This window comes from Robiginitalea biformata HTCC2501 (assembly GCF_000024125.1).
In the GTDB taxonomy this organism is placed as follows: Bacteria; Bacteroidota; Bacteroidia; order Flavobacteriales; family Flavobacteriaceae; genus Robiginitalea; species Robiginitalea biformata.
Map to the genome: position 1 here is coordinate 145,498 of NC_013222.1, position 19,662 is coordinate 165,159.

16 protein-coding genes and 1 tRNA gene are annotated in these 19,662 nt (G+C 57.4%); 8 read left to right on the forward strand and 9 right to left on the reverse strand.

The features are described 5' to 3' along the window. Positions 1-27 precede the first annotated feature (27 nt). Positions 28-1,065, reverse strand: coding sequence for an asparaginase (locus tag RB2501_RS00580; RefSeq protein WP_012813700.1), 1,038 nt, complete (start codon positions 1,063-1,065; stop codon positions 28-30). A 12-nt stretch (positions 1,066-1,077) separates the two neighbouring features. Continuing rightward, on the reverse strand, positions 1,078-1,845 hold the full coding sequence (locus tag RB2501_RS00585; protein ID WP_012813701.1) for a TatD family hydrolase: 768 nt from the start codon (positions 1,843-1,845) through the stop codon (positions 1,078-1,080). A gap of 36 nt (positions 1,846-1,881) precedes the next feature. Between RB2501_RS00585 and RB2501_RS00590 the strand changes: the two genes are divergently transcribed. Then, the gene (locus tag RB2501_RS00590; protein WP_012813702.1) at positions 1,882-2,319 is read left to right on the forward strand and encodes a retropepsin-like aspartic protease; all 438 of its coding nucleotides are present in this window, start codon (positions 1,882-1,884) and stop codon (positions 2,317-2,319) included. A gap of 83 nt (positions 2,320-2,402) precedes the next feature. Here the strand turns inward: RB2501_RS00590 and odhB are convergent, their stop codons facing one another. The 4 genes from odhB to RB2501_RS00610 all read right to left on the reverse strand — a co-directional run bounded on the left by odhB (position 2,403) and on the right by RB2501_RS00610 (position 8,952). Further along, entirely contained in the window at positions 2,403-3,695 is a 1,293-nt protein-coding gene (gene odhB / locus RB2501_RS00595; RefSeq protein WP_012813703.1) for a 2-oxoglutarate dehydrogenase complex dihydrolipoyllysine-residue succinyltransferase, read from the reverse strand. Positions 3,696-3,788: 93 nt separating this feature from the next. Then, complete coding sequence (locus RB2501_RS00600; protein WP_012813704.1) at positions 3,789-6,611, reverse strand: 2-oxoglutarate dehydrogenase E1 component; 2,823 nt, start codon at positions 6,609-6,611, stop codon at positions 3,789-3,791. 108 nt (positions 6,612-6,719) lie between these two features. After that, complete coding sequence (gene galE, locus RB2501_RS00605) at positions 6,720-7,739, reverse strand: UDP-glucose 4-epimerase GalE (protein ID WP_012813705.1); 1,020 nt, start codon at positions 7,737-7,739, stop codon at positions 6,720-6,722. Positions 7,740-7,773: 34 nt separating this feature from the next. Next, complete coding sequence (locus RB2501_RS00610; RefSeq protein WP_012813706.1) at positions 7,774-8,952, reverse strand: DegT/DnrJ/EryC1/StrS family aminotransferase; 1,179 nt, start codon at positions 8,950-8,952, stop codon at positions 7,774-7,776. A gap of 93 nt (positions 8,953-9,045) precedes the next feature. Here RB2501_RS00610 and RB2501_RS00615 point away from each other — a divergent pair, with 93 nt between their 5' ends. From RB2501_RS00615 to RB2501_RS16085, 6 genes are all read left to right on the forward strand, one after another. Beyond that, positions 9,046-10,347 (forward strand): 3-deoxy-D-manno-octulosonic acid transferase, encoded by a 1,302-nt coding sequence (locus RB2501_RS00615; protein WP_041327359.1) that lies wholly within the window; start codon positions 9,046-9,048, stop codon positions 10,345-10,347. A gap of 12 nt (positions 10,348-10,359) precedes the next feature. Then, positions 10,360-10,590, forward strand: coding sequence for a hypothetical protein (locus tag RB2501_RS00620; RefSeq protein ID WP_012813708.1), 231 nt, complete (start codon positions 10,360-10,362; stop codon positions 10,588-10,590). Positions 10,591-10,735: 145 nt separating this feature from the next. Beyond that, a complete protein-coding gene (locus RB2501_RS00625) occupies positions 10,736-12,049 on the forward strand; it encodes a sugar porter family MFS transporter (RefSeq protein ID WP_012813709.1) in 1,314 nt (437 codons plus the stop codon). A 443-nt stretch (positions 12,050-12,492) separates the two neighbouring features. Then, entirely contained in the window at positions 12,493-14,904 is a 2,412-nt protein-coding gene (locus RB2501_RS15680) for an Ig-like domain-containing protein (protein ID WP_148214254.1), read from the forward strand. A gap of 207 nt (positions 14,905-15,111) precedes the next feature. Next, the gene (locus tag RB2501_RS16420) at positions 15,112-15,240 is read left to right on the forward strand and encodes a hypothetical protein (RefSeq protein ID WP_262500402.1); all 129 of its coding nucleotides are present in this window, start codon (positions 15,112-15,114) and stop codon (positions 15,238-15,240) included. Between the two features lie 223 nt (positions 15,241-15,463). Beyond that, complete coding sequence (locus tag RB2501_RS16085) at positions 15,464-15,631, forward strand: lmo0937 family membrane protein (protein WP_012813712.1); 168 nt, start codon at positions 15,464-15,466, stop codon at positions 15,629-15,631. Between the two features lie 76 nt (positions 15,632-15,707). Here RB2501_RS16085 and RB2501_RS00640 read toward each other — a convergent pair. Further along, a tRNA-Leu gene (locus tag RB2501_RS00640) sits at positions 15,708-15,789 on the reverse strand. A gap of 179 nt (positions 15,790-15,968) precedes the next feature. Here RB2501_RS00640 and RB2501_RS00645 point away from each other — a divergent pair. Then, the gene (locus RB2501_RS00645; protein ID WP_012813714.1) at positions 15,969-16,805 is read left to right on the forward strand and encodes a fumarylacetoacetate hydrolase family protein; all 837 of its coding nucleotides are present in this window, start codon (positions 15,969-15,971) and stop codon (positions 16,803-16,805) included. A gap of 94 nt (positions 16,806-16,899) precedes the next feature. On the opposite strand, the gene RB2501_RS00650 is transcribed toward RB2501_RS00645, so the two are convergent. Both RB2501_RS00650 and RB2501_RS00655 read right to left on the reverse strand, forming a co-directional pair. After that, positions 16,900-18,228: a Gfo/Idh/MocA family protein gene (locus RB2501_RS00650; RefSeq protein WP_012813715.1), complete on the reverse strand. Its 1,329-nt coding sequence runs from the start codon at positions 18,226-18,228 to the stop codon at positions 16,900-16,902. A 6-nt stretch (positions 18,229-18,234) separates the two neighbouring features. Then, complete coding sequence (locus RB2501_RS00655; RefSeq protein WP_049764807.1) at positions 18,235-19,614, reverse strand: 3-keto-disaccharide hydrolase; 1,380 nt, start codon at positions 19,612-19,614, stop codon at positions 18,235-18,237. Positions 19,615-19,662 lie beyond the last annotated feature (48 nt).

Genomic DNA, 19,662 nt, shown 5'->3' on the forward strand with positions numbered 1-19,662 from the left:
TTTAGGATTATATGAAATTTTGCCCGGTTAATTTTGGGACATCTCACCCCGTAGCGGGGATTCAAATATGGTTTTGAAGGACTTAGGGGAAACCGACGAACCGAGCAGGTACATGAGCTTGGCCAGGGCGGCTTCCGACGTAATGTCCCGTCCGTCGATCAGCGGTATATCCAGCAGGCCCGAACTGGTTTCGTAACGCCCCATCAAAACGGAGCCCCCGCTGCACTGGGTTACGTTTACGATGTGCAATCCCCGGCCGGCCGCTTCCCTCAGGGCATCCAGGAGCCAGGGGGCCGACGGGGCATTCCCGGCCCCGAACGTTTCCAGTACCACCCCTTTCAAACCGGGGGCACCGAGCTGGTGGCGCAGCCAGTCCGGGTGCATCCCGGGGAAGAGCCGCACCACCCCTACCTGGTTCACGAGGTCCGTGCGCACCTTGAGGGCGCTTTTTCTGGGGGTGCGCCAAAGCGCTTCCTTCCGGACCTTCAGGTGGACGCCGGACACTGCCAGGGGCGGGTAGTTCGGGGAATCAAAGGCTTCGAAGTGCTCTGTATTGACCTTGGTCGTCCGGTTGCCGCGGAACAATTTGTACTCAAAATACAGGCAGACCTCGCGGACCAGGGGCTCGCCCCCTTCCGACAGGGCGGCAATCTGAATGGAGGTAATCAGGTTTTCCTTCGCATCGGTGCGCAGGTCGCCGATGGGAAGCTGGGATCCCGTCAGGATAACGGGCTTGGCGAGGTTCTCGAGCATGAAGCTCAGGGCCGAAGCCGTGTAGCTCATCGTATCGCTGCCGTGTAAAACGACGAAGCCGTCGTACCGGTCGTAATGCTCCCCGATCAGGGTGGCGAGTTGTTGCCAGTGCGGCAGATCCATGTTTGAGGAGTCGATCGGGTTGGCAAAGGCCACCGTATCGATCCGGCAATCGAGCTGGTGCAGCTCGGGTATCTGTTGGAGCAGGTTGTTGAAGTCGAAGGCGCGGAGGGATCCCGACCCGTAGTCGCGGACCATTCCGATGGTTCCCCCCGTGTAGATGAGCAAGATGCCGGTGCCGTTTCTGGCCATAAGACGTACTTTTTAAACGCCAAAGACCTCCCGGGAAGTCTCCGTCGTGATTTCTGCGATGCGCGCTTCGGGAATCCCGTAGATTTCCGACAGGCGGGAAACCACGAATTTCAGGTAGGCGGGTTCATTGCGTTTACCCCGGTGGGGCGTCGGCGCCAGGTAGGGCGAATCGGTTTCCAGCACCAGCGATTCCAGGGGGAGCTCGTCCAGGAACTGGTCGATCTTCCCGTTCTTAAAGGTAGCCACCCCGCCAATCCCGAGCTTCATCCCGTAGGCCAGGGCGAGCCGGGCCTGTTCCAGCGTTCCGGTAAAGCAGTGGAAGATGCCGCGCAGGTCCGGCCCCTGGCATTCGGCGAGGATTTCAAAAATTTCGTCAAAGGCTTCCCGGCAATGGATAACAATTGGCAGCCCCCGGGATTTTGCCATCCGGATCTGCCGGCGAAAGGCTTCCTGCTGGGCTTCGAGCCGGGTTTGGTCCCAGTACAGGTCAATCCCGATCTCCCCGACGGCCACGTAGCCCCCGCGGTCCAGTTCGCGTTCGACATGCCGGAGTTCTGCCTCAAAATCCTCCTTCACGTGGGTGGGGTGCAGACCGCACATGAGGAAAACCTCATCCGGGTAAGCTTCCCGCAAATCCCGCATCCGCTCCGTATAGGCGGAGTCGATGGCGGGGATAAAAAACCGCTCCACGCCTTCGGCCCGGGCACGGGCCATCATCCGGGCCCGGTCCTCGTCAAAAGCTTCCACGTATAAATGGGCGTGTGTATCTGTCAGGGTCACGGCGCAAAAATAGGATTATCTTTATCAAAAAATCTCATGGGCACCCTTAAAAAGTTCCTGCTGGACCGCGGCTTCAGCGCAATGCCCCTGGAACGCACCCGCACCGACCACCTGGCGCTCTCCGGTTCCCTGAACGGGGTGACCGGCCGTTTTATCCTGGATACCGGGGCCTCCAATACCTGCGTGGGGCTCGACCGGACGGAGCGCTTCCGCCTGCTTACCGAAATCTCCGAGATCCGGGCCGCAGGGGCAGGAGCAGTAGATATGGAGACCCTGGTTTCCGATGGGAACACCCTGGCGCTGGAAGGTTGGGAACGCCCGGACATGCAGGTTGTCCTCTTTGACCTCAGCCATGTGAACCAGGCCCTGGAAAGCCAGGACGAACCCCCCGTGGACGGCATCCTCGGGGCGGATATCCTGCACGGCGGCAAGGCAGTCATCGACTACGATTCCTGCAACCTCTATCTCAAATAAAAACCCCGGCCGGGGCCGGGGCATCGCAATAATTAATCCGTTTTTGTTTCCGGTATCCGAGAATACCGATGCCGGGGTACCGGCTAGAGCTCCAACGCTTTTTTCAGGTCCCCGTCCATGAGGTGTTCCACCGGGTTCTCGATCGCCTCCTTAATAGCCACGAGGAATCCGACAGATTCCTTCCCGTCGATAATCCGGTGGTCGTAGGAAAGCGCCACGTACATTACCGGCGCGATGGCGATGGCGCCGTCGCGGACGATGGCCCGTTCGACGATGTTGTGCATCCCCAGGATACCGCTCTGGGGCGGGTTGATGATCGGGGTGGAGAGCATCGAACCGAAGACGCCGCCGTTGGAGATTGTAAAGGTACCCCCGGTCATTTCGTCAACGGTGATCTGTCCGTCGCGGGCCCGGAGCGCCAATCGCTTGACCTCTTCTTCGATGCCGCGGAAACTCAGGTTTTCCGCATTGCGGATCACCGGCACCATCAAGCCTTTCGGTCCGGACACGGCGATGCTGATATCGCAGTAATCGTAGGTAATCATTTCCTTGCCGTCGATCATGGAATTCACCGCCGGGAACTGTTGGAGCGCCCGGATCACGGCTTTGGTGAAGAACGACATAAAGCCGAGTCCCACCCCGTGCTTCTCCTTAAAAGCTTCCTTGTGTTCCGCACGGATATCGAATACCGCAGACATGTCCACCTCGTTGAAGGTCGTCAGCATGGCTGTTTCGTTTTTGGCGGATACCAGGCGTTCGGCCACCTTGCGCCGCAACATGGAAAGTTTGCTCCGGGACTCCCCGCGGGATCCACCTCCGGGGCTGCCCATGGAAGGCACGGCTTTAACGGCGTCGTCCTTGGTAATGCGGCCGTCTTTTCCAGAGCCCTTCACGGATGCCGGGTCGATGCCTTTTTCATCGAGGATCTTCTTCGCTGCAGGCGATGCAACCCCGGAAGCATAGGTTTCCTTGGCCTGCCTGGGTTGCGGGGCCTTTGATCCCCCGGCCTGGCCTGCCTGTTCTTTTTGCTTGTCGAGTTCCTTTTCGGCGTTTCCGCCAGAGCCTTCATCCCCCTTGCCCACGGAATCCGTTCCGGCGCTGCCTTCCTGGTCTTTGCCCCCGGAAGCGTCCGGCTTTTCCGCATCCGTATCGATCAGGCAAACGACTTCGCCAACGGCCACGGCATCCCCTTCTTCGGCTTTCAAGGTGATCACCCCGCTTTCCTCGGCGGGCAACTCCAGGGTGGCCTTGTCGGAGTCCACCTCGGCAATGGCCTGGTCCTTTTCGACGTAGTCCCCGTCCGAAACGAGCCATTGGGCAATTTCCACTTCCGTGATGGATTCGCCCGGAGAAGGTACTTTCATTTCTAGAATCATGCGATTTCCTCTTTTTGTATTTTTTCAGTTGCTGTGTGAAACAAAATCTTACTGTTTCCTATCCCAATGGTATTTTGCCGGCGGCCGCCCGGGTCATTCTTCGTCCGTTGCCACATCCGCAGGAACCGGCCGGCTCATATTGTCTTTTTTCGGATCGAAAACATAATCGATTACCTGCTGGTGCCGCATCTTGGAGCGCGCCGGGCTGCCCGCTGCCGGGGAAGCGTAAAAGCGCCGCGAAGCCACGCGGAAACGCGAGGCATCCGGGAAGTGCATCATCAGGTGGCTCCAGGCACCCATGTTCCTGGGTTCCTCCTGTGCCCAAACCAGGTCTTCCGCATGGGAATATTTCTCGATAAGCTCCTCCATCTGCACCACCGGCAGCGGGAACAATTGTTCCAGGCGGACCAGGGCCACATCCTCCCTGCCCAGTTCCTCCCGGGCTGCGAGCAGGTCGTAATAAAATTTCCCCGTACAGAATACCAGGGATTTGACCTTTTTAACCGATGCCCCGGCATCGTCGATCACTTCCTGGAACCGGCCTTCCGCAAGTTCCTCTACCGTGGAGACGCATTTTGCATGCCGGAGCAGGCTCTTCGGGGTGAAAACCACCAGCGGTTTGCGGAAGTTGACCAGCATCTGGCGCCGGAGCAGGTGAAACAGGTTGGCCGGGGTACTGACATCAGCCACATACATATTGTCCCGGGCGCACAATTGCAGGTAGCGCTCCATCCGGGCCGAAGAGTGTTCCGCACCCTGGCCTTCATAGCCGTGGGGCAGGAAAAGCACCAGGCCGTTCTGCAACTTCCATTTGTCTTCCGCTGCCGAGAGATACTGGTCGATCATGATCTGGGCGCCGTTGCTGAAATCCCCGAACTGGGCTTCCCATATGGTGAGCGTGTTCGGGCTCGCCATGGCGTACCCGTATTCGAATCCAACCACCCCGTACTCGGAAAGCAGGGAATTGTAGATCTGGAAATCGCCCTGTTCCTCCGAGATATGGTTCAGCAGCAAGACCTCTTCCTCGCTTTCTTCCACCTTCATCACCGCGTGGCGGTGGGAGAATGTCCCCCGCTCCACGTCCTGCCCGGAAATCCGCACGTCGAATCCCTCCTGCAGGAGCGTGCCATAGGCGAGCAACTCCCCCATGGCCCAATCCAGGCGGTTGGTTTCAAAGAACATCTTGTGGCGCTCCTTGACGAGCTTGTCTACCTTGCGCAGGAATTTTTTGTCTTCCGGGAGTTGGGTAATCACCCGGGCAACCGCTTCCAGCTTGTCCTTCGGGACCCCTGTTTCCACCGGCTCCATCATTTCCCATTCCCGGACATTTTCAAACCCGTCCCATTCGTCGGCCATAAAGGCGGTAATCCGCGTTTTATCTTCCTTCTTGCTGTCCCGGAGTTCTTCCTCCAGCTTCGCTTTGTAGTCCTCTTCCAGCTTTTTGACAAAGTCCGCATCGATAACGCCTTCGGACATCAGCCGTTCCGCATAAATATCCCGGGGGTTTTGGTGCTTGGCGATGGCCTTGTAGAGCTTGGGCTGCGTAAACCGCGGCTCATCCCCTTCGTTGTGGCCGTATTTGCGGTAACCCAACAGGTCCAGGAATACATCCCGCCTGAATTTCATCCGGTATTCCAGGGCAAAGAGGGCAGCGTGCACAACGGCTTCCGCATCGTCCGCATTGATGTGGAGTACCGGGCTCAGGGTCACCTTCCCCACGTCCGTGCAGTACGTGGAGGTACGCCCGTCCAGATAATTCGTGGTAAAGCCGATCTGGTTATTGACCACAATGTGGATCGTACCGGCCGTGCCGTACCCGTCCAGGCCGGCCATCTGTACCACCTCGTAGGCAATGCCCTGGCCGGCGATGGCGGCGTCCCCGTGGACCACGATTGGCAGGACCTTGGAAAAATCCTCGGGGAAGTGCCGGTCCTGTTTGGCCCGGGTAATCCCTTCAACCACCGCCCCAACCGTTTCCAGGTGGGAGGGGTTGGGCGCAATGTTCATATTGATGCTATCCCCGGAATTCGTCTTCCGCATGGAGGTCCACCCCAGGTGGTATTTCACGTCCCCGTCAAAAATTTCCTGTTCGTAGTCCTTGCCTTCGAATTCGCTGAAGATATCGGTTGCGGGTTTCCCGAAAATATTTGTGAGTACATTCAGGCGGCCCCGGTGGGCCATTCCCATGACAAACTGTTGGACGCCCAGTTCGGCTGCCCGCTCCACGATGGCGTCCACCGCCGGGATCAGCGATTCATTCCCTTCCAGGGAAAAACGTTTCTGGCCGACGTATTTTGTGTGGAGGAAGCCTTCAAAGGAAACCGCCTCATTGAGTTTGCGGAGGATGTATTTTTTTCGTTCCGGGCTGAAATTCGGGTGGTTGTCATTGACGTTGAGCCACTGCTGGATCCACTCTACCCGCTCCGGGCTGCGGATATACATGTATTCCACGCCGATGGCGTCGCAGTAGATCCGCGTGAGGTGGTCGATGATCTCCCGCAGCGTGCTCGGGCCGATCCCAATGATATCCCCCGCGCTGAACACCTTCTCCAGGTCGGATTCCTCCAATCCGAAATTTTCGATTTCCAGGGAAGGCGTATAGGTGCGCCGCTCCCTTACCGGGTTCGTTTGGGTAAACAGGTGCCCGCGGCTGCGGTACCCGTCGATGAGCCGCACCACCTGGAATTCTTTTTTGAGCGAGAGCGGCATGGCCGCTTCATCCCCTCCGGCCGTGCGCACCACCCCGGCCTCCGCATCGATGCCGATTTCCTCCAGGGCGCTTTCCATCCCGAAATCAAATCCCTGGAAAAATGCGCGCCAACTGGGCTCAACACTGTCCGGGTGGGTGAGGTACCGATCGTATAGGTCTGAAAAAAAAGCGGTATGAGCCGCGTTTAAGAAGGAATATCTATCCATCTGAAATAATCTATGCCTCCGGCAAAATAATTTATCAAAAATACAATAATTCGCACCGAATGTCAGGAACGGGGGCCAGTTTTTGCATTACGGCATCCGACCCACCCCCTAGAGCTTCCGCACTTTTTTCTCCCAGGTCCATGCGGATGCCATGGCATCGTCCAGGGAGGACTCCGCTTTCCAGCCCAATTCGTTATTGGCGCGGGTGGTGTCCGCATAGGCTTCAACCACATCCCCGCTGCGGCGTCCCACCACCCTGAAATTCAGTTTTTCGCCCGAGACCCGCTCAAAACTCCGGATGACCTCCATCACGGAACTCCCCGTACCCGTCCCGATGTTGAACACCTCGTAATTGGACTGGTTCTGCTGCCCGAAAAGCCGCTCCAGGGCTACCACATGGGCACGGGCCAGGTCCACCACATGGATATAATCGCGGATGCAGGTGCCGTCAGGCGTGGGGTAATCGTCCCCAAAAACCGACAATTCCTCCCGCAGTCCCGCCGCCGTCTGGGTAATGAACGGCACCAGATTGGCAGGTACCCCCAGGGGCAACTCCCCGATAGCCGCACTGGGGTGCGCCCCGATCGGATTGAAGTAGCGGAGGGAAATCGCCCGGAGTTCCGGGTGTACCCGGCAGGTGTCCCGGATGATTTCCTCCCCCATTTGTTTCGTATTCCCGTAGGGCGATTCGGCGGGTTTCACCGGCGCATCTTCGGTAATGGGCATTTGGTCGGCCTGCCCGTAAACCGTGCAGGAAGAACTGAAGATAAAGGAACTCCCCCCCCTGGCCACCAGCTGTTGCAGCAGGTAAACCAGCGTGCCGATGTTGTTCTCGTAATAGAGCAGGGGCTTCTCGACGCTTTCCCCCACGGCCTTGGAGGCCGCGAAATGGATGACGCCCACGAGGTCCGTATGGCGTGCAAAAAAATCGTTGACCGCAGCCTTTTCCCGGAGGTCCATTCGTTCAAATTCCGGCCGCTGCCCGGTGATTTCAAAGATCCCGTCCAGGACATCTTCCGAAGCGTTGGAACAGTTGTCGATAATCACTACCTGATGGCCTGCCTGCTGCAATTCCACCACCGTGTGGGAACCGATAAAGCCCAGCCCCCCGGTTACGAGTACTTTCATGAATTAAGCGTTTTTAAATGTTTGCATGGACCTGTTAAATCAACCCGCTGCTGGGTTCGGCCTGTTCGATAAATTCGAGGACGGTCCGGCAGATATACGCCAACTGTTCCTCATCCAGCTCCGTATGCATTGGCAGGGAAATCACCTCTTCCGACAGTTGGTTGGTGACCGCAAAATCCGACTCCTTGTAACGCGCATCCGCATAGGCCTTCTGCCGGTGCAGGGGTACCGGGTAATAGATGCCGTGCGGGATACCCGCCTCGGTGAGCCGCTTGGCCAGCGCATCGCGCTTGCCGCCTCCAATGCGCAAGGTGTATTGGTGGAACACGTGACAGTCGCAGGTATCGCATATGCCCTCACAGGACCTGACGGTAGTTGGCACGGTGATTCCTTCCCGGTCTTTGAAGGAGGCGTTGTAATACCGGGCCGCCGCGCGGCGTTTTTCGCAATACCGGTCCAGGTGCGGGAGCTTGGCGCGAAGTACGGCAGCCTGCAGGGAATCCAGGCGGGAATTCACCCCGACCACGTCGTGGTAATACCTTTGGTACATCCCGTGATTGACGATTCCCCGGATCCGGTGCGCAAGCGCATCGTCATCCGTAAAGAGGGCTCCCCCGTCTCCGTAGGCGCCCAGGTTTTTTGAAGGGAAGAAGGAGGTGGCTCCCACATGTCCGATGGCCCCTGCCTTCTGCAGGCGACCGTCGCTGAACAGGTAGTTGGCGCCGATGGCCTGGGCGTTGTCTTCTATGAGGAACAGATCGTGTTCGCGGGCAATCTCCAGCAGTGTCTCCATGTCCGCACATTGCCCGAAAAGATGCACCGGGACGATGGCCCGGGTCTTGGGCGTAATGGCTTTGCGGACCGCTTCCGTATCGATGTTGAAGGTGTCCGGCTCCACATCCACCAAAACAGGGGTCAGGCCAAGCAGGGCGATGACCTCAACGGTGGCGGCGAAGGTGAAATCCGCAGTGATCACTTCGTCCCCGGGTTTCAGCCCGAGGCCCATCATCGCAATTTGCAGGGCATCCGTCCCGTTGGCGCAGGGAATCACGTGTTTAACCCCCAGGTAGGCTTCCAGGTCTTCCTGAAATGCTTTTACCTCGGGGCCGTTGATAAAGGCAGCGGATTCCAGGATGCTGTCAAAAGACTTCCTGACTTCTTCGCGTATATCCGCATACTGGCCCACGAGGTCGACCATTTGAATTTTTCGCATAGGTGTGCGTTGTCATCGCAAACTTACAAAATTCGGACCCCTCGGACAATGGAATTCCAAAAGAACCGTAATTTAGCCCAAAACCCGCTGCCGTTGTATTTCCTGTATGACTTGGCTGTTCGCCTGGCCTCGGTCTTTCTCCATATCCCGGCCGTATTCTCGCCCAAAATCCGGAGTTTCCTCAGGGGGCGCCGGGGGGTGAAAGCTTACCTGGAATCCTTCCGGGAACCCGGCCGGCCGCTGATCTGGATGCACACGGCTTCCCTGGGGGAATTCGAGCAGGGACTGCCGGTCCTGGAGCGGCTCATGGCCGCCTATCCCGGCCATCAGTTCCTGGTGACCTTCTTCTCCCCTTCCGGATATGAGGTGAAAAAAGGGAAGGTGCCCGGGGCGGGCACCTGCTACCTCCCCCTGGATACGCGGCAAAACGTCCGGGAATTCCTGGATGGCGCCCGGCCGGACATCGCCCTCTTCGTAAAGTACGAGGTCTGGCCCAACTTCTTTGCCGGCCTTCGGAGCCGGGATATCCCGCTCGTTTTGTTCTCTGCGCGGTTCCGGGAGCGTCAGGTCTTCTTTCAATGGTATGGCGGATTGATGCGGCGGGCCCTCCAGGGGGTGCGGCAATTTTACGTCCAGGATCCGTTGTCTGCATCCCTGCTAAATGGTATCGGGATCCACCGGATTGCCGTCTGCGGGGACACGCGCCTGGACCGGGTCATGGAAATCCGGAGCCGCGACAACCGCCTGGACTTTATGGAGGCATTCGTCAAAGGCCGGAAATGCCTGGTTGCCGGCAGCACCTGGCCGGAGGACGAAAAAGCCATCCTTCCTTTTGTCCGGGCCCGGGCCGGGGCCACCTGCTGCGCGGTGATTGCCCCGCACAAAACGGATTCGAAAACCGTGGGTGAACTGATGAAGCGACTGGGCAGTGGGGCGGTAACCTACAGCGAGTGGTCCAAACGCCTGGAGGAGGCCGGGGGATTAGCCTCTGGCAAGTCCGGGGACACCCCCCGGGAACCCGGTCTCCCCGCCGGTGAAAACATCCTGGTGATCGACACCATTGGCCTATTGACCCGGATCTACAGCTATGCAGACCTGGCCTATGTGGGGGGCGGATTTGCCACCGGCCTGCACAACACGCTCGAACCGGCCGTCTTTGGCATTCCCGTCCTGATCGGGCCGCGCTATGCCGGGTTCCGGGAGGCGGAGGCACTGGTGGAAGCCGGAGGCATCCTCCCGGTGGCCGGGCCCCTGGAGTTTGAAGAAACCGCCGGGAAACTCCTGGACAACGCCACTTACCGCAGGCAAATCGGCGCGATCAACCGGGACTACATCGATAAAAATGCGGGCGCCAGCATCCAAATCCTTGCCGGGATCCGTAAATTGATTGGATAACCCCTTATCTCCATGTTTCGAATTGCTGCACGCCTGGCCCTGGCCGGCCTCTTGCTGATATTCCTGGGCTGCTTCCCCGACCTGCGCGAGAAGTCCCGCCGTGCGGACGAGGAAAACGCCACCCCTGCGACTCCGGATACGGCCGGGTTGCGCAACCGGCAAAAAGAACGGGATACACCCGGGCCGCCCCGAAAGGCCAAGGACACCCTCCGGCCTCGTATGGCTCTTGTTTCCGGCCGTTAACACCAAGGGGGAAATTTTCACGCTGAACGGGACTGCCAGGCAGCGGCTGGAGTGGGGAATGAACCTGCACGGCGCTGAGCCTTCACGCGCTTTAACCGCAATTTTTCTGTAGTTTTACCGGTATTGACCAAACAAACTTTCGGCGATGGATTCCAAAATCTTTAAAATATCCCTGATTGCCGCCCTGGCCGGTTTCCTCTTTGGGTTTGACACGGTGGTAATCAGCGGGGCGGAGAAGAAATTGCAGCTGCTCTGGGAAACTTCGGATGCCTATCACGGCACGGTAGTAATCGGGATGGCCCTATTCGGAACCGTGATCGGGGCGATCTTCGGCGGTTTCCCCACCAACCGGTTCGGCCGGAAGCGCACGCTCATCTGGATCGGGGTGCTGTATTCCGTATCCGCCATCGGATCGGCCCTTTCCAACGACCCGGTTACCTTCGGGATATTTCGTTTCCTGGGCGGGATCGGCATCGGGGCGTCTACCGTGGCAGCCCCCACCTATATCTCGGAGATTGCACCGGCTGACCAACGGGGCCGGCTGGTGGGCATGTACCAGTTCAATATCGTATTCGGCATCCTGGTGGCCTACTTTTCGAATTACCTGTTAAACGGCATAGGCGACAACGACTGGCGGTGGATGGTGGGCGTGGAGGCCTTTCCGGCCCTTATCTACACCGCATTTGCCTTTGGCATCCCAAAAAGCCCGCGTTGGCTGGTCACCCAACACCGTGAAGAGGAAGCTGCAGGCATACTGGAAAAGCTCGGCCTGAAGTTATCGGTGGGCGACATCGTCAGGGACCTGGAAGCGAATGTACAGGCAGGGGCCGAAACGATATTTATGAAAAAATACCGCTTCCCGCTGCTGCTGGCATTCCTCATTGCCTTTTTCAACCAGTTTTCCGGGATCAATGCATTTCTGTACTACGCCCCCAGGATCTTTGAGCTGGCAGGCCTTGAAGAGAGTACGGCCCTGCTCAGCAGTATTGGCATCGGGGTGACCAACCTGGTTTTTACGCTTTTGGGCATTTACCTTATCGACCGGCTGGGCAGGCGGACGCTCATGTACTACGGATCCTTCGGCTATATCGTCTCCCTGGCTTTGGTGGCGGCTGCCTTCTTCTTTAACTGGACCGGGATGGCCGTCCCCATTTTCCTCTTTGTATTCATCGCCTCCCACGCCATCGGACAGGGGGCGGTGATCTGGGTATTTATCTCGGAAGTCTTCCCGAACCACCTGAGGGGCTCGGGCCAATCCTTTGGCTGTTCGGTCCACTGGGTCCTCGCATGGCTCATCCCTTCTTCGGTACCCTTCCTGATGTCGTGGATCGGGCCCGCCCCGGTATTCGGATTTTTTGCCTTTATGATGGTCCTTCAATTGTTATTCGTCCATTTCATGATGCCGGAGACCAAAGGAATCTCCCTGGAGGAACTCAGCAAACGCCTTCTGCGCAAATAAGGCCTGTTGCCGGAAAATCGCCTGCTGCTGGAATAGCCCGCATGCCATCGGCTGCCGCCGTGTGGGTGCCGGGTCCTTGATGATTTCCCAAAGAAATGCCGGGTTCCGCCGAATGAAATACCGGGTTCCGGACCTGTCTGTTGCGGGAAATTTCGCCGGGAAATATGGGAAACCGACCCTATGGGGGTGCTGGCATGTACCGAATGTTAACAAATTGTGACTCAATCCATTATTTTTCAACAGCGTATTGTTTTTGGCGAAAAAAATCCCTTTTTTTGTGCCCCATAGACAAATGGTATCCTTTTGTCGATGAAATACAGGTGATACTTTCCCCCATTCACCGCTTTAACGAACCATTCATGTAACCCCACCATGCACGAACGTTTCGCCATAGCGATCCTATACCTTCTTATTAACCCCACAAACACATCAATTTCATGAGCGTGAAAACTACCCTAATGCTCTTTTTGGGCATTTTACTATCGTACAACATGTCGGCCCAATGCAGCGGCGCCACATTTGAAGAAGAAAACGGCATCGCCGTAATCCAGGCAGAAAACGTGAATCTCACGGGTGCCTGGCGACAGCAGTCCGGCAATGGTTCCACGGGCAATGGCTATATCACCTGGACGGGGTCCCAATCGTTTCAAACACCCGGGACCGGTACCATTCAATATACCGTCAGAATCAACAATCCCGGAACCTACCGGTTCAAATGGAGAAGTCGCGTCGGCGAAGGAAACAGCAGCACCGAACACAACGATACCTGGCTGCGGATCCAGAACGTCAATGATTTTTACGGCCTGCGCGGCAATAGCCGGGTTTATCCCCGGGGATCCGGAAAATCACCTGCGCCGGAAGGTGCCAGTTCCAATAACTGGTTCAAAGTTTATATGAACAGTCTGAACTGGGACTGGAGAACCGTGACCAGCGATTTCGATGCGCACGATATCTATTTCCAGGTGAACAGCCCGCGTGTAATTACCATCCAGCTGTCCGCAAGGTCCCGGAACCACTTTATCGACCGGATGGTCGTCTATAAAGAGAATCAATATTCGGAGGCGGCTTCTGAAAGCCTCTCCCGTGCCCAGACCATCTGCGACGGCAGCAGCAACCCACCCCCACCCCCACCACCCGATGGAGGCGGAGATGACAACAACGCGCCGACGGTCAACATCACCAACCCCGATAACGGTGAGAGTTTCGCAGCAGGTAGCAGCGTAACCGTTCAGCTGAATGCCAACGATTCGGACGGCAGCATTGCCCAACACCAGATCTTCCTAAATGGAAACCTGGTGGACACGGACGGTGCAAATTACACGCCCTATACGATCCAGAATCTCGCCAGCGGGAATTATACCATCCGGGCGCTCGTTACCGATAACGACGGGGCCACAGATGATGCCACAGTAAGTATTTCCGTGGGTAGCGCACCCCCACCCTCCGGTGGAGGTGGCGATGATGGCGGCGACGAAGACCCGCCTGCTTCAGACGGCGCCATCGAAAGTCTGACCCTGGTAAATACGGCGAACAACGCCAATATTGCCAACATCACCAACGGCCTGACGCTGGACAAGTCCAACCTGCCGGCCAACCTGAGTATCCGGGCTAATACGAGTTCGGCCTCCATAGGCAACATCAATTTCACCCTGTCCGGCCCGATCAATCAGTCGAAAACGGAAGGGGACGACCCATACTACCTATTCGGGGATATCGGGGTGGACCCGATAGGCCGGAATTTTCCTCCGGGAACGTATAGCATCACGGCCCAGGCCGTGAACGGCAACACGCTGAGCTACAACTTTACAATTACCGACAATGGCGATGGCGATGGCGGTGGCGACAATCCTCCCCCGCCACCACCTTCCGGAGACAGCGGCGTGGTTCGCCTGGTATTGGTCAATGCAGCCAACAACACGGAAATTGGCGTGCTCACCCCGGGCATCGAGCTCAATGCGGACGACCTGCCCAACAGCCTGAGTATCCGGGCAGACACCGACCCGGTAGACGTGGGCAATGTCCTCTTTGATCTGTCGGGCCCTATCAGCAACACTCAGAATGAAGGCCTCGCCCCGTACTATGTATTCGGCGATATCGGGGTGGACCCGGTTGGCCGGTCCTTTCCCAACGGGAATTATACTGTTACGGCGAACCCGTCTACCGGGCAAACCCTGAGCCTGTCGTTCTCGATTGTTTCAGGTGGGGGCAGTACGCCGCCCCCTGCGGACGACGATGTCACGTTTACCCTAATCGATGCCAATTCGAACCAGGTGGTCCGGAACCTGACCTCCGGGACGAATATCAGCAGTCCTTTTGACCGGAATATCCGGGTGACGACTACGGCGTCAGGGGTGGAAAGCGTTTTGATGGTCCTGAATGGGGCGCAAAATCGCACCCAGACTGAGAATCTGGCCCCCTATGCCCTCTTTGGGGATAACGGAGGCAATTACAACGCGAATGACTTCCCGAATGGCAGTTATACGCTGACGGCAACATTCTATGCAGGCCCGAACGCAAGCGGCAGCGTGATAGCACGCGAAACGCTCTCATTCACAACCTCGGGCAACAACACCAGCGGGAAAACGAGCGGAGTATTGACCAAAACCATCGCCTACCCGAATCCCGTACAGGGGCGCGAGGTAAACCTGAAGTTTCCGATCCCCAAAAACAACCCAATGGAATACCGGCTGATTTCGTCCGGCTTCCAGGTGCTGGGTACGGGTACCATGGATGCCCAGGGCAGCGATGAGACCAATGTGTCCATCCAGTCGCTCGAACAGGCGCCGTCCGGAATCTACTACCTGATCATTACCGACGGTGTCATTACCGAGTCGGTCAAGATCATCAAAGAGTGACGGGCTAGTTGCCAGCTCATATAAAACCCCCGGTTTCCCGGGGGTTTTTTAATTCCAACGGTTACGGCCGCACCATCTGAAGGAGCCGGCCCGCTCCGTGTCCCAAATACACTTCCACGGGGATTATCGGATGTTTGTCGATTTCAGCCGGGGCCGAAGCTGCTATTGCCCTGTAATTTAGTATCTTGTTGGAAACACTTTATGATTATGGAAGATCAAATATCTGTGGGGACACGATTCCTGAACGGCTTCCTGACCGTGATGGTGGTGCTGCTCGTACTGGTACTCGGTGCAGTAATCATCTCCCTTATCCTGGCAGCCTTCGGAGTTTTCTGACATCTCCGGACCAATACCCTGATTGTAGAAACCTGTGGAGCGTTAAACGTTTCCGGCCATCCCCCAGTGTAACATCCGGGGGTTTTTTTTTGGTTTTTTCTAATAAATCATCAGGTTGCCAGCACGTTGCCCGGATGGTTTGTGCCCATATTTTTTGCACATGCGAACACGATTGTTTAACAAATAGGCGACATTACAAGGGTAATCATCAAAAGCAACCTCTATGAAATCTATTCTCTGGCTCGTAGCCGTTATCTGTATTATCGCATGGCTCCTCGGCCTGCTCGGAATCATCCCCGGACTGGGGACCAGCAGCCTGATCCACGTATTGCTCGTAATTGCAGTGATTGTAATCCTTTACAATATTATCTCAGGACGTAAAGCACTATGACCGGGGGAAGCACCAAACGCGAGATCAAGTAGCCCTGAAACCAAAAAACCCCTCCGTCCGGAGGGGTTTTTTTTTGTACAGGTGAGAGGACTCGAACCTCCAAGCCTTGCGGCACTAGTACCTGAAACTAGCGTGTCTACCAATTCCACCACACCTGCATCCCGGGTAAGTCCTTTTCAGGACCCGGTCCGATTTCACTTAAATCGGGTGGCAAATGTACTGTTTTTTGAAAATGTGAACAAAGAAATTTTTCTTTTCCCGGGGTAACCCGGTATTTTTTTTCAACCTGCCCAATCCTGCACGTCACAAAACAGATATCGCGTATATTTATTCACATATGAAAATCTACAACACCACCGCCGGACCCGTTGCCGATGAGAACGGTTCATTTTTTCTGTTAGACGCCGCCTGGGACGCCCTGGCTTCCCATACGGCTCCCCGGCAGAAGGCGGGCGAACTCCTGAAAAATGCAGCGGCGACAGACAATCCGCTCGGATCCCCCCAAACGCTTTTGCCCCCGATAGGCCGGCAGGAGGTCTGGGCATCCGGGGTAACCTACTACCGGAGCCGGAGCGCCCGGATGGAGGAATCCCGGGACGCGGGGGGCGGCTCATTCTACGACCGGGTCTACGAGGCAGACCGGCCCGAATTGTTTTTCAAGGCGGCTCCCTATCGCGTGACTGGCGACGGAGGGGCCGTGCGGATCCGCAAGGATTCCGGGTGGGACGTCCCGGAGCCCGAACTCACGCTGCTCCTGAACCCGATGGGTGCCATTACCGGCTACACCATCGGAAATGACATGAGTTCCCGCAGCATCGAAGGGGAAAACCCGCTTTACCTGCCCCAGGCCAAGTCCTATGACGGATCCACAGCCCTGGGGCCCTGCCTCTACCTGCCGGAGTCCCCCCTCCCCGGGGATACGGAAATAAGTATTGTCATCTTGCGCAACGGGTCGGAGGCCTTTGCGGGGCAGGTGGAGATTTCGCAGATTAAGCGGTCGTTTGTGGAACTGGCCAACTGGTTGTACCGCGAAATGTCCTTTCCCTATGGGTGCTTTTTGATGACGGGTACGGGAATTGTCCCCCCGAATGACTTCTCGCTGAAGCCCGGAGACGAAATCCGTATTACCATCCCGCCCATCGGGACACTGAGCAATACGGTGGCAGGCAACTGAACCCGGCTCCCGGGCGAACCGCCAGGGAATTCGCGGCCGGGGTTGCCCGGGATCGCCCTGAGGCAGGAGGCAGCCCGCAGTACAGCTCCGGCTACTACACCTTCAATTCCCAGCCTTTCTCGTAGGAACGGCCCCAGGACTGCATCGCTTTTTCGCTGTTGAGCACCTTCCCGGTTGCAGGATCTACCGTCAGGTCGTGGCCGGCGTCCTGGGCCATGTTCCCCAGGTGGCACAGCATGGTGGATTTACTCGCATCGTCTATGGGTGCGGCCAGGACATCGCCCTTGCGGATGGCATCGAAGAAGTTGGCCACATGGGCCACATCCAGGCTTCCGATCCCCTGGGTGTCCGTGGTGGCGCTGAGTTCGGGCTCAAACTCAAACTGTACCGGGTTCCCGCCCAGGTCGTACCGCTTGTAGTAATTCCGGCTGAGCTCAATGGTGCCCTTGTCCCCGTAAATGGTAATCCCACGACCGGGTCGCTCGGGTTTCATCATTCCCCGGCTGTGACCCGTCCAGGTGATGAATTTACCCCCCGCAAACTCAAAAGTGGCCTGCTGGTTATCCGGGAACTCCCAGTCGTCGTCATAGGTGAATTTTCCGCCGAACGAGCTGACCCGTTGCGGCAGGTCTACCCCGAGTGCCCAGCGGCAAATGTCGATTTCGTGCGTGCCGTTGTTGTGGATCTCCCCCGTACCCCAACGACGGAACCAATGCCAGTTGTACGGGTGTACGTTGTCCCGGTAGGCCGTTCGCGGGGCAGGCCCCTGCCAGAGCTCCCAATCCAGGGTATCCGGAACGGGAATTTCCCTGCCGGTTCCGATAGACCCCCGGTTGTTCGAATAATAGGCTTCCCCTTTGTAGACATTCCCGATAACGCCCTTTCGGATATCGTCGATTGCCTGGATGGAGGTTTTGGCCGAACGTTGCTGGTTGCCCATCTGAACGACCTTGCCGTATTTCTTTTGCGCGGCCACCAGCATCTCGTTTTCCGCCGGGTTGTGGCTGCAGGGTTTTTCCACATAGACGTGCTTGCCTGCCTGCAGGGCCATGATCGCCATGGGGGCATGCCAGTGTTCGGGGGTGGCGATAAAGACTGCGTCCACCTCCGGGTCGTCCAGGATGCGACGGAAGTCCTTTTCCACCTGGGGTACGGATCCAAGCCGTTTCTCGCACCAGGCGTTGTGTTCCTCCAGGATGCTGTCATCCACATCGCAATTGTATTTCAGGATGGCATCCGGGTAGGCGTTGATGGCCAGCACATGCGCCTTGCCCCGGCTACGGATGCCGATACAGGCGCACACCACTTTTTCATTCGCCCCCAGGATTCCCGACAGGCCGGCCTGGGGGAACAGGGATGCATGCAGGCCAAGGGCTGCGGCCGATGCGGAGGTTGTACGTATAAAATCTCTTCGAGTTGCCATGGATTCTCAGTTTAGTGTTTTGATCTTGATGTTCCGGAAACTTACCCGGTTGCCGTGGTCCTGCAGCAGGATATGCCCACGCCCGGCTTCCCCGAAGCCCGGCCAGATTTTGTATTTGCTCTCCGATACAAGCTGGCGGTAGGCGTCGCTGCCTCGCTCGTATTCCAGCACTTTCACCCCGTTGAGCCAGTGTTCCACATGCCCGTCCCGCGAGAGGATCCGCGCCGTATTCCACTGCCCGATCGGGTTGACGGGCTTGGCGGGGTCCGCCCGGATCAGGTCGTACAGGGAGGCCATGGTCCGGCTACCCTCGTGGTTGCCCAGTTTGGCATCTGGGTGGCGCTCGTCGTCCAGGATCTGGTATTCCAGGCCGATGGCCGAGCCTTCCCCTTTGTTCAATTCGGTGTCCACATAGTATTTGATGCCGCTATTGGCACCTTCGGTAATCCGGAAATCCACGCGGAGGTCAAAATCCCCGTACAGCGAATCGGTGACGATATCGCCCCCTGCCTCGGATTCGCCTCCGCCGGATGCCAGAACGGTCAACACCCCGTCTTCGATTTCCCAGCCGTAATCCGGGAAGTCTTCAAGACGGGCCCCGTGCCAACCTTCCGTCGATTCCCCGTCCCAGAGGAGCTGCCAGCCATCCTCCTTTTCGGCCTGCGTCAGGTTGTTTTTGGTGACCACCGGTTCCAGGGGCGTATCCCGGGAATAAGCACGTGCCAGGCTGTCCGTCAGAATCCGGATATCCCTCCAGATAATTTCCGTCCCGGCCTGTGCGTCGTCCCCGATGCTGTGAACCTGCAGGGCGATAAAGCCTTCTGAGGTTTTGTCGTCTATCAGGTGGGCAGCGGGCACCCCGTTAATCCAGGTCTTCAGCGTATCGCCGATCGCTTCGATCCGGTAGTGGTTCCAGTCGCCCTGCCGGAATGCCGCCTGGGCGTCCGGGTTGTCGGTAACCGGGACGAGCCAGCCGCGGCGCGCCTCATCGTAAATCCCTGCGCTCCAGCCCCGGTCGGAAGGGTCGATTTCAATCTGATACCCGTGGACACGCCCGTCCATATAATAGTCTTGGCTGTTGCTGCGTACCTGTATCCCGGAATTCATCGTGGAGTCCACCAGGTATTCCAGTTCCAGGATGAAGTCTTCGTACAGCTGCTCGGTGGCCATGAAGGAATTCGGGGTGTCGTGGACGGTGGTTCCCACGATGGCCCCGTCCCGTACGGCGTACTCGGCCTCCCCCCCGAGCTGGGTCCAGCCGGAGAGATCTTCCCCGTTAAAGAGTTCCTGCCAGGGGGTATCGTCTTCGGGTCCCCCCGCGCAGGCCGCCAGCAAAAGGAGTGCCGATAACACGGCTGCCGAGTGCGTCATTCTGATGCGATTCATTGGTTGCATTGATTTTGGTTGTTTTATATACTTCTAATTGATCAATCC

Excerpts from the sequence above, each read along its gene's own strand:
- RB2501_RS00580 (WP_012813700.1), bottom strand. The coding sequence starts at position 1,065 with ATGGCCAGAAACGGCACCGGCATCTTGCTCATCTACACGGGGGGAACC.
- RB2501_RS00590 (WP_012813702.1), top strand. The coding sequence starts at position 1,882 with ATGGGCACCCTTAAAAAGTTCCTGCTGGACCGCGGCTTCAGCGCAATG.
- odhB (WP_012813703.1), bottom strand. The coding sequence starts at position 3,695 with ATGATTCTAGAAATGAAAGTACCTTCTCCGGGCGAATCCATCACGGAA.
- RB2501_RS00600 (WP_012813704.1), bottom strand. The coding sequence starts at position 6,611 with ATGGATAGATATTCCTTCTTAAACGCGGCTCATACCGCTTTTTTTTCA.
- galE (WP_012813705.1), bottom strand. The coding sequence starts at position 7,739 with ATGAAAGTACTCGTAACCGGGGGGCTGGGCTTTATCGGTTCCCACACG.
- RB2501_RS00610 (WP_012813706.1), bottom strand. The coding sequence starts at position 8,952 with ATGCGAAAAATTCAAATGGTCGACCTCGTGGGCCAGTATGCGGATATA.
- RB2501_RS00620 (WP_012813708.1), top strand. The coding sequence starts at position 10,360 with ATGTTTCGAATTGCTGCACGCCTGGCCCTGGCCGGCCTCTTGCTGATA.
- RB2501_RS00625 (WP_012813709.1), top strand. The coding sequence starts at position 10,736 with ATGGATTCCAAAATCTTTAAAATATCCCTGATTGCCGCCCTGGCCGGT.
- RB2501_RS16420 (WP_262500402.1), top strand. The coding sequence starts at position 15,112 with ATGGAAGATCAAATATCTGTGGGGACACGATTCCTGAACGGCTTCCTG.
- RB2501_RS16085 (WP_012813712.1), top strand. The coding sequence starts at position 15,464 with ATGAAATCTATTCTCTGGCTCGTAGCCGTTATCTGTATTATCGCATGG.
- RB2501_RS00645 (WP_012813714.1), top strand. The coding sequence starts at position 15,969 with ATGAAAATCTACAACACCACCGCCGGACCCGTTGCCGATGAGAACGGT.
- RB2501_RS00650 (WP_012813715.1), bottom strand. The coding sequence starts at position 18,228 with ATGGCAACTCGAAGAGATTTTATACGTACAACCTCCGCATCGGCCGCA.
- RB2501_RS00655 (WP_049764807.1), bottom strand. The coding sequence starts at position 19,614 with ATGAATCGCATCAGAATGACGCACTCGGCAGCCGTGTTATCGGCACTC.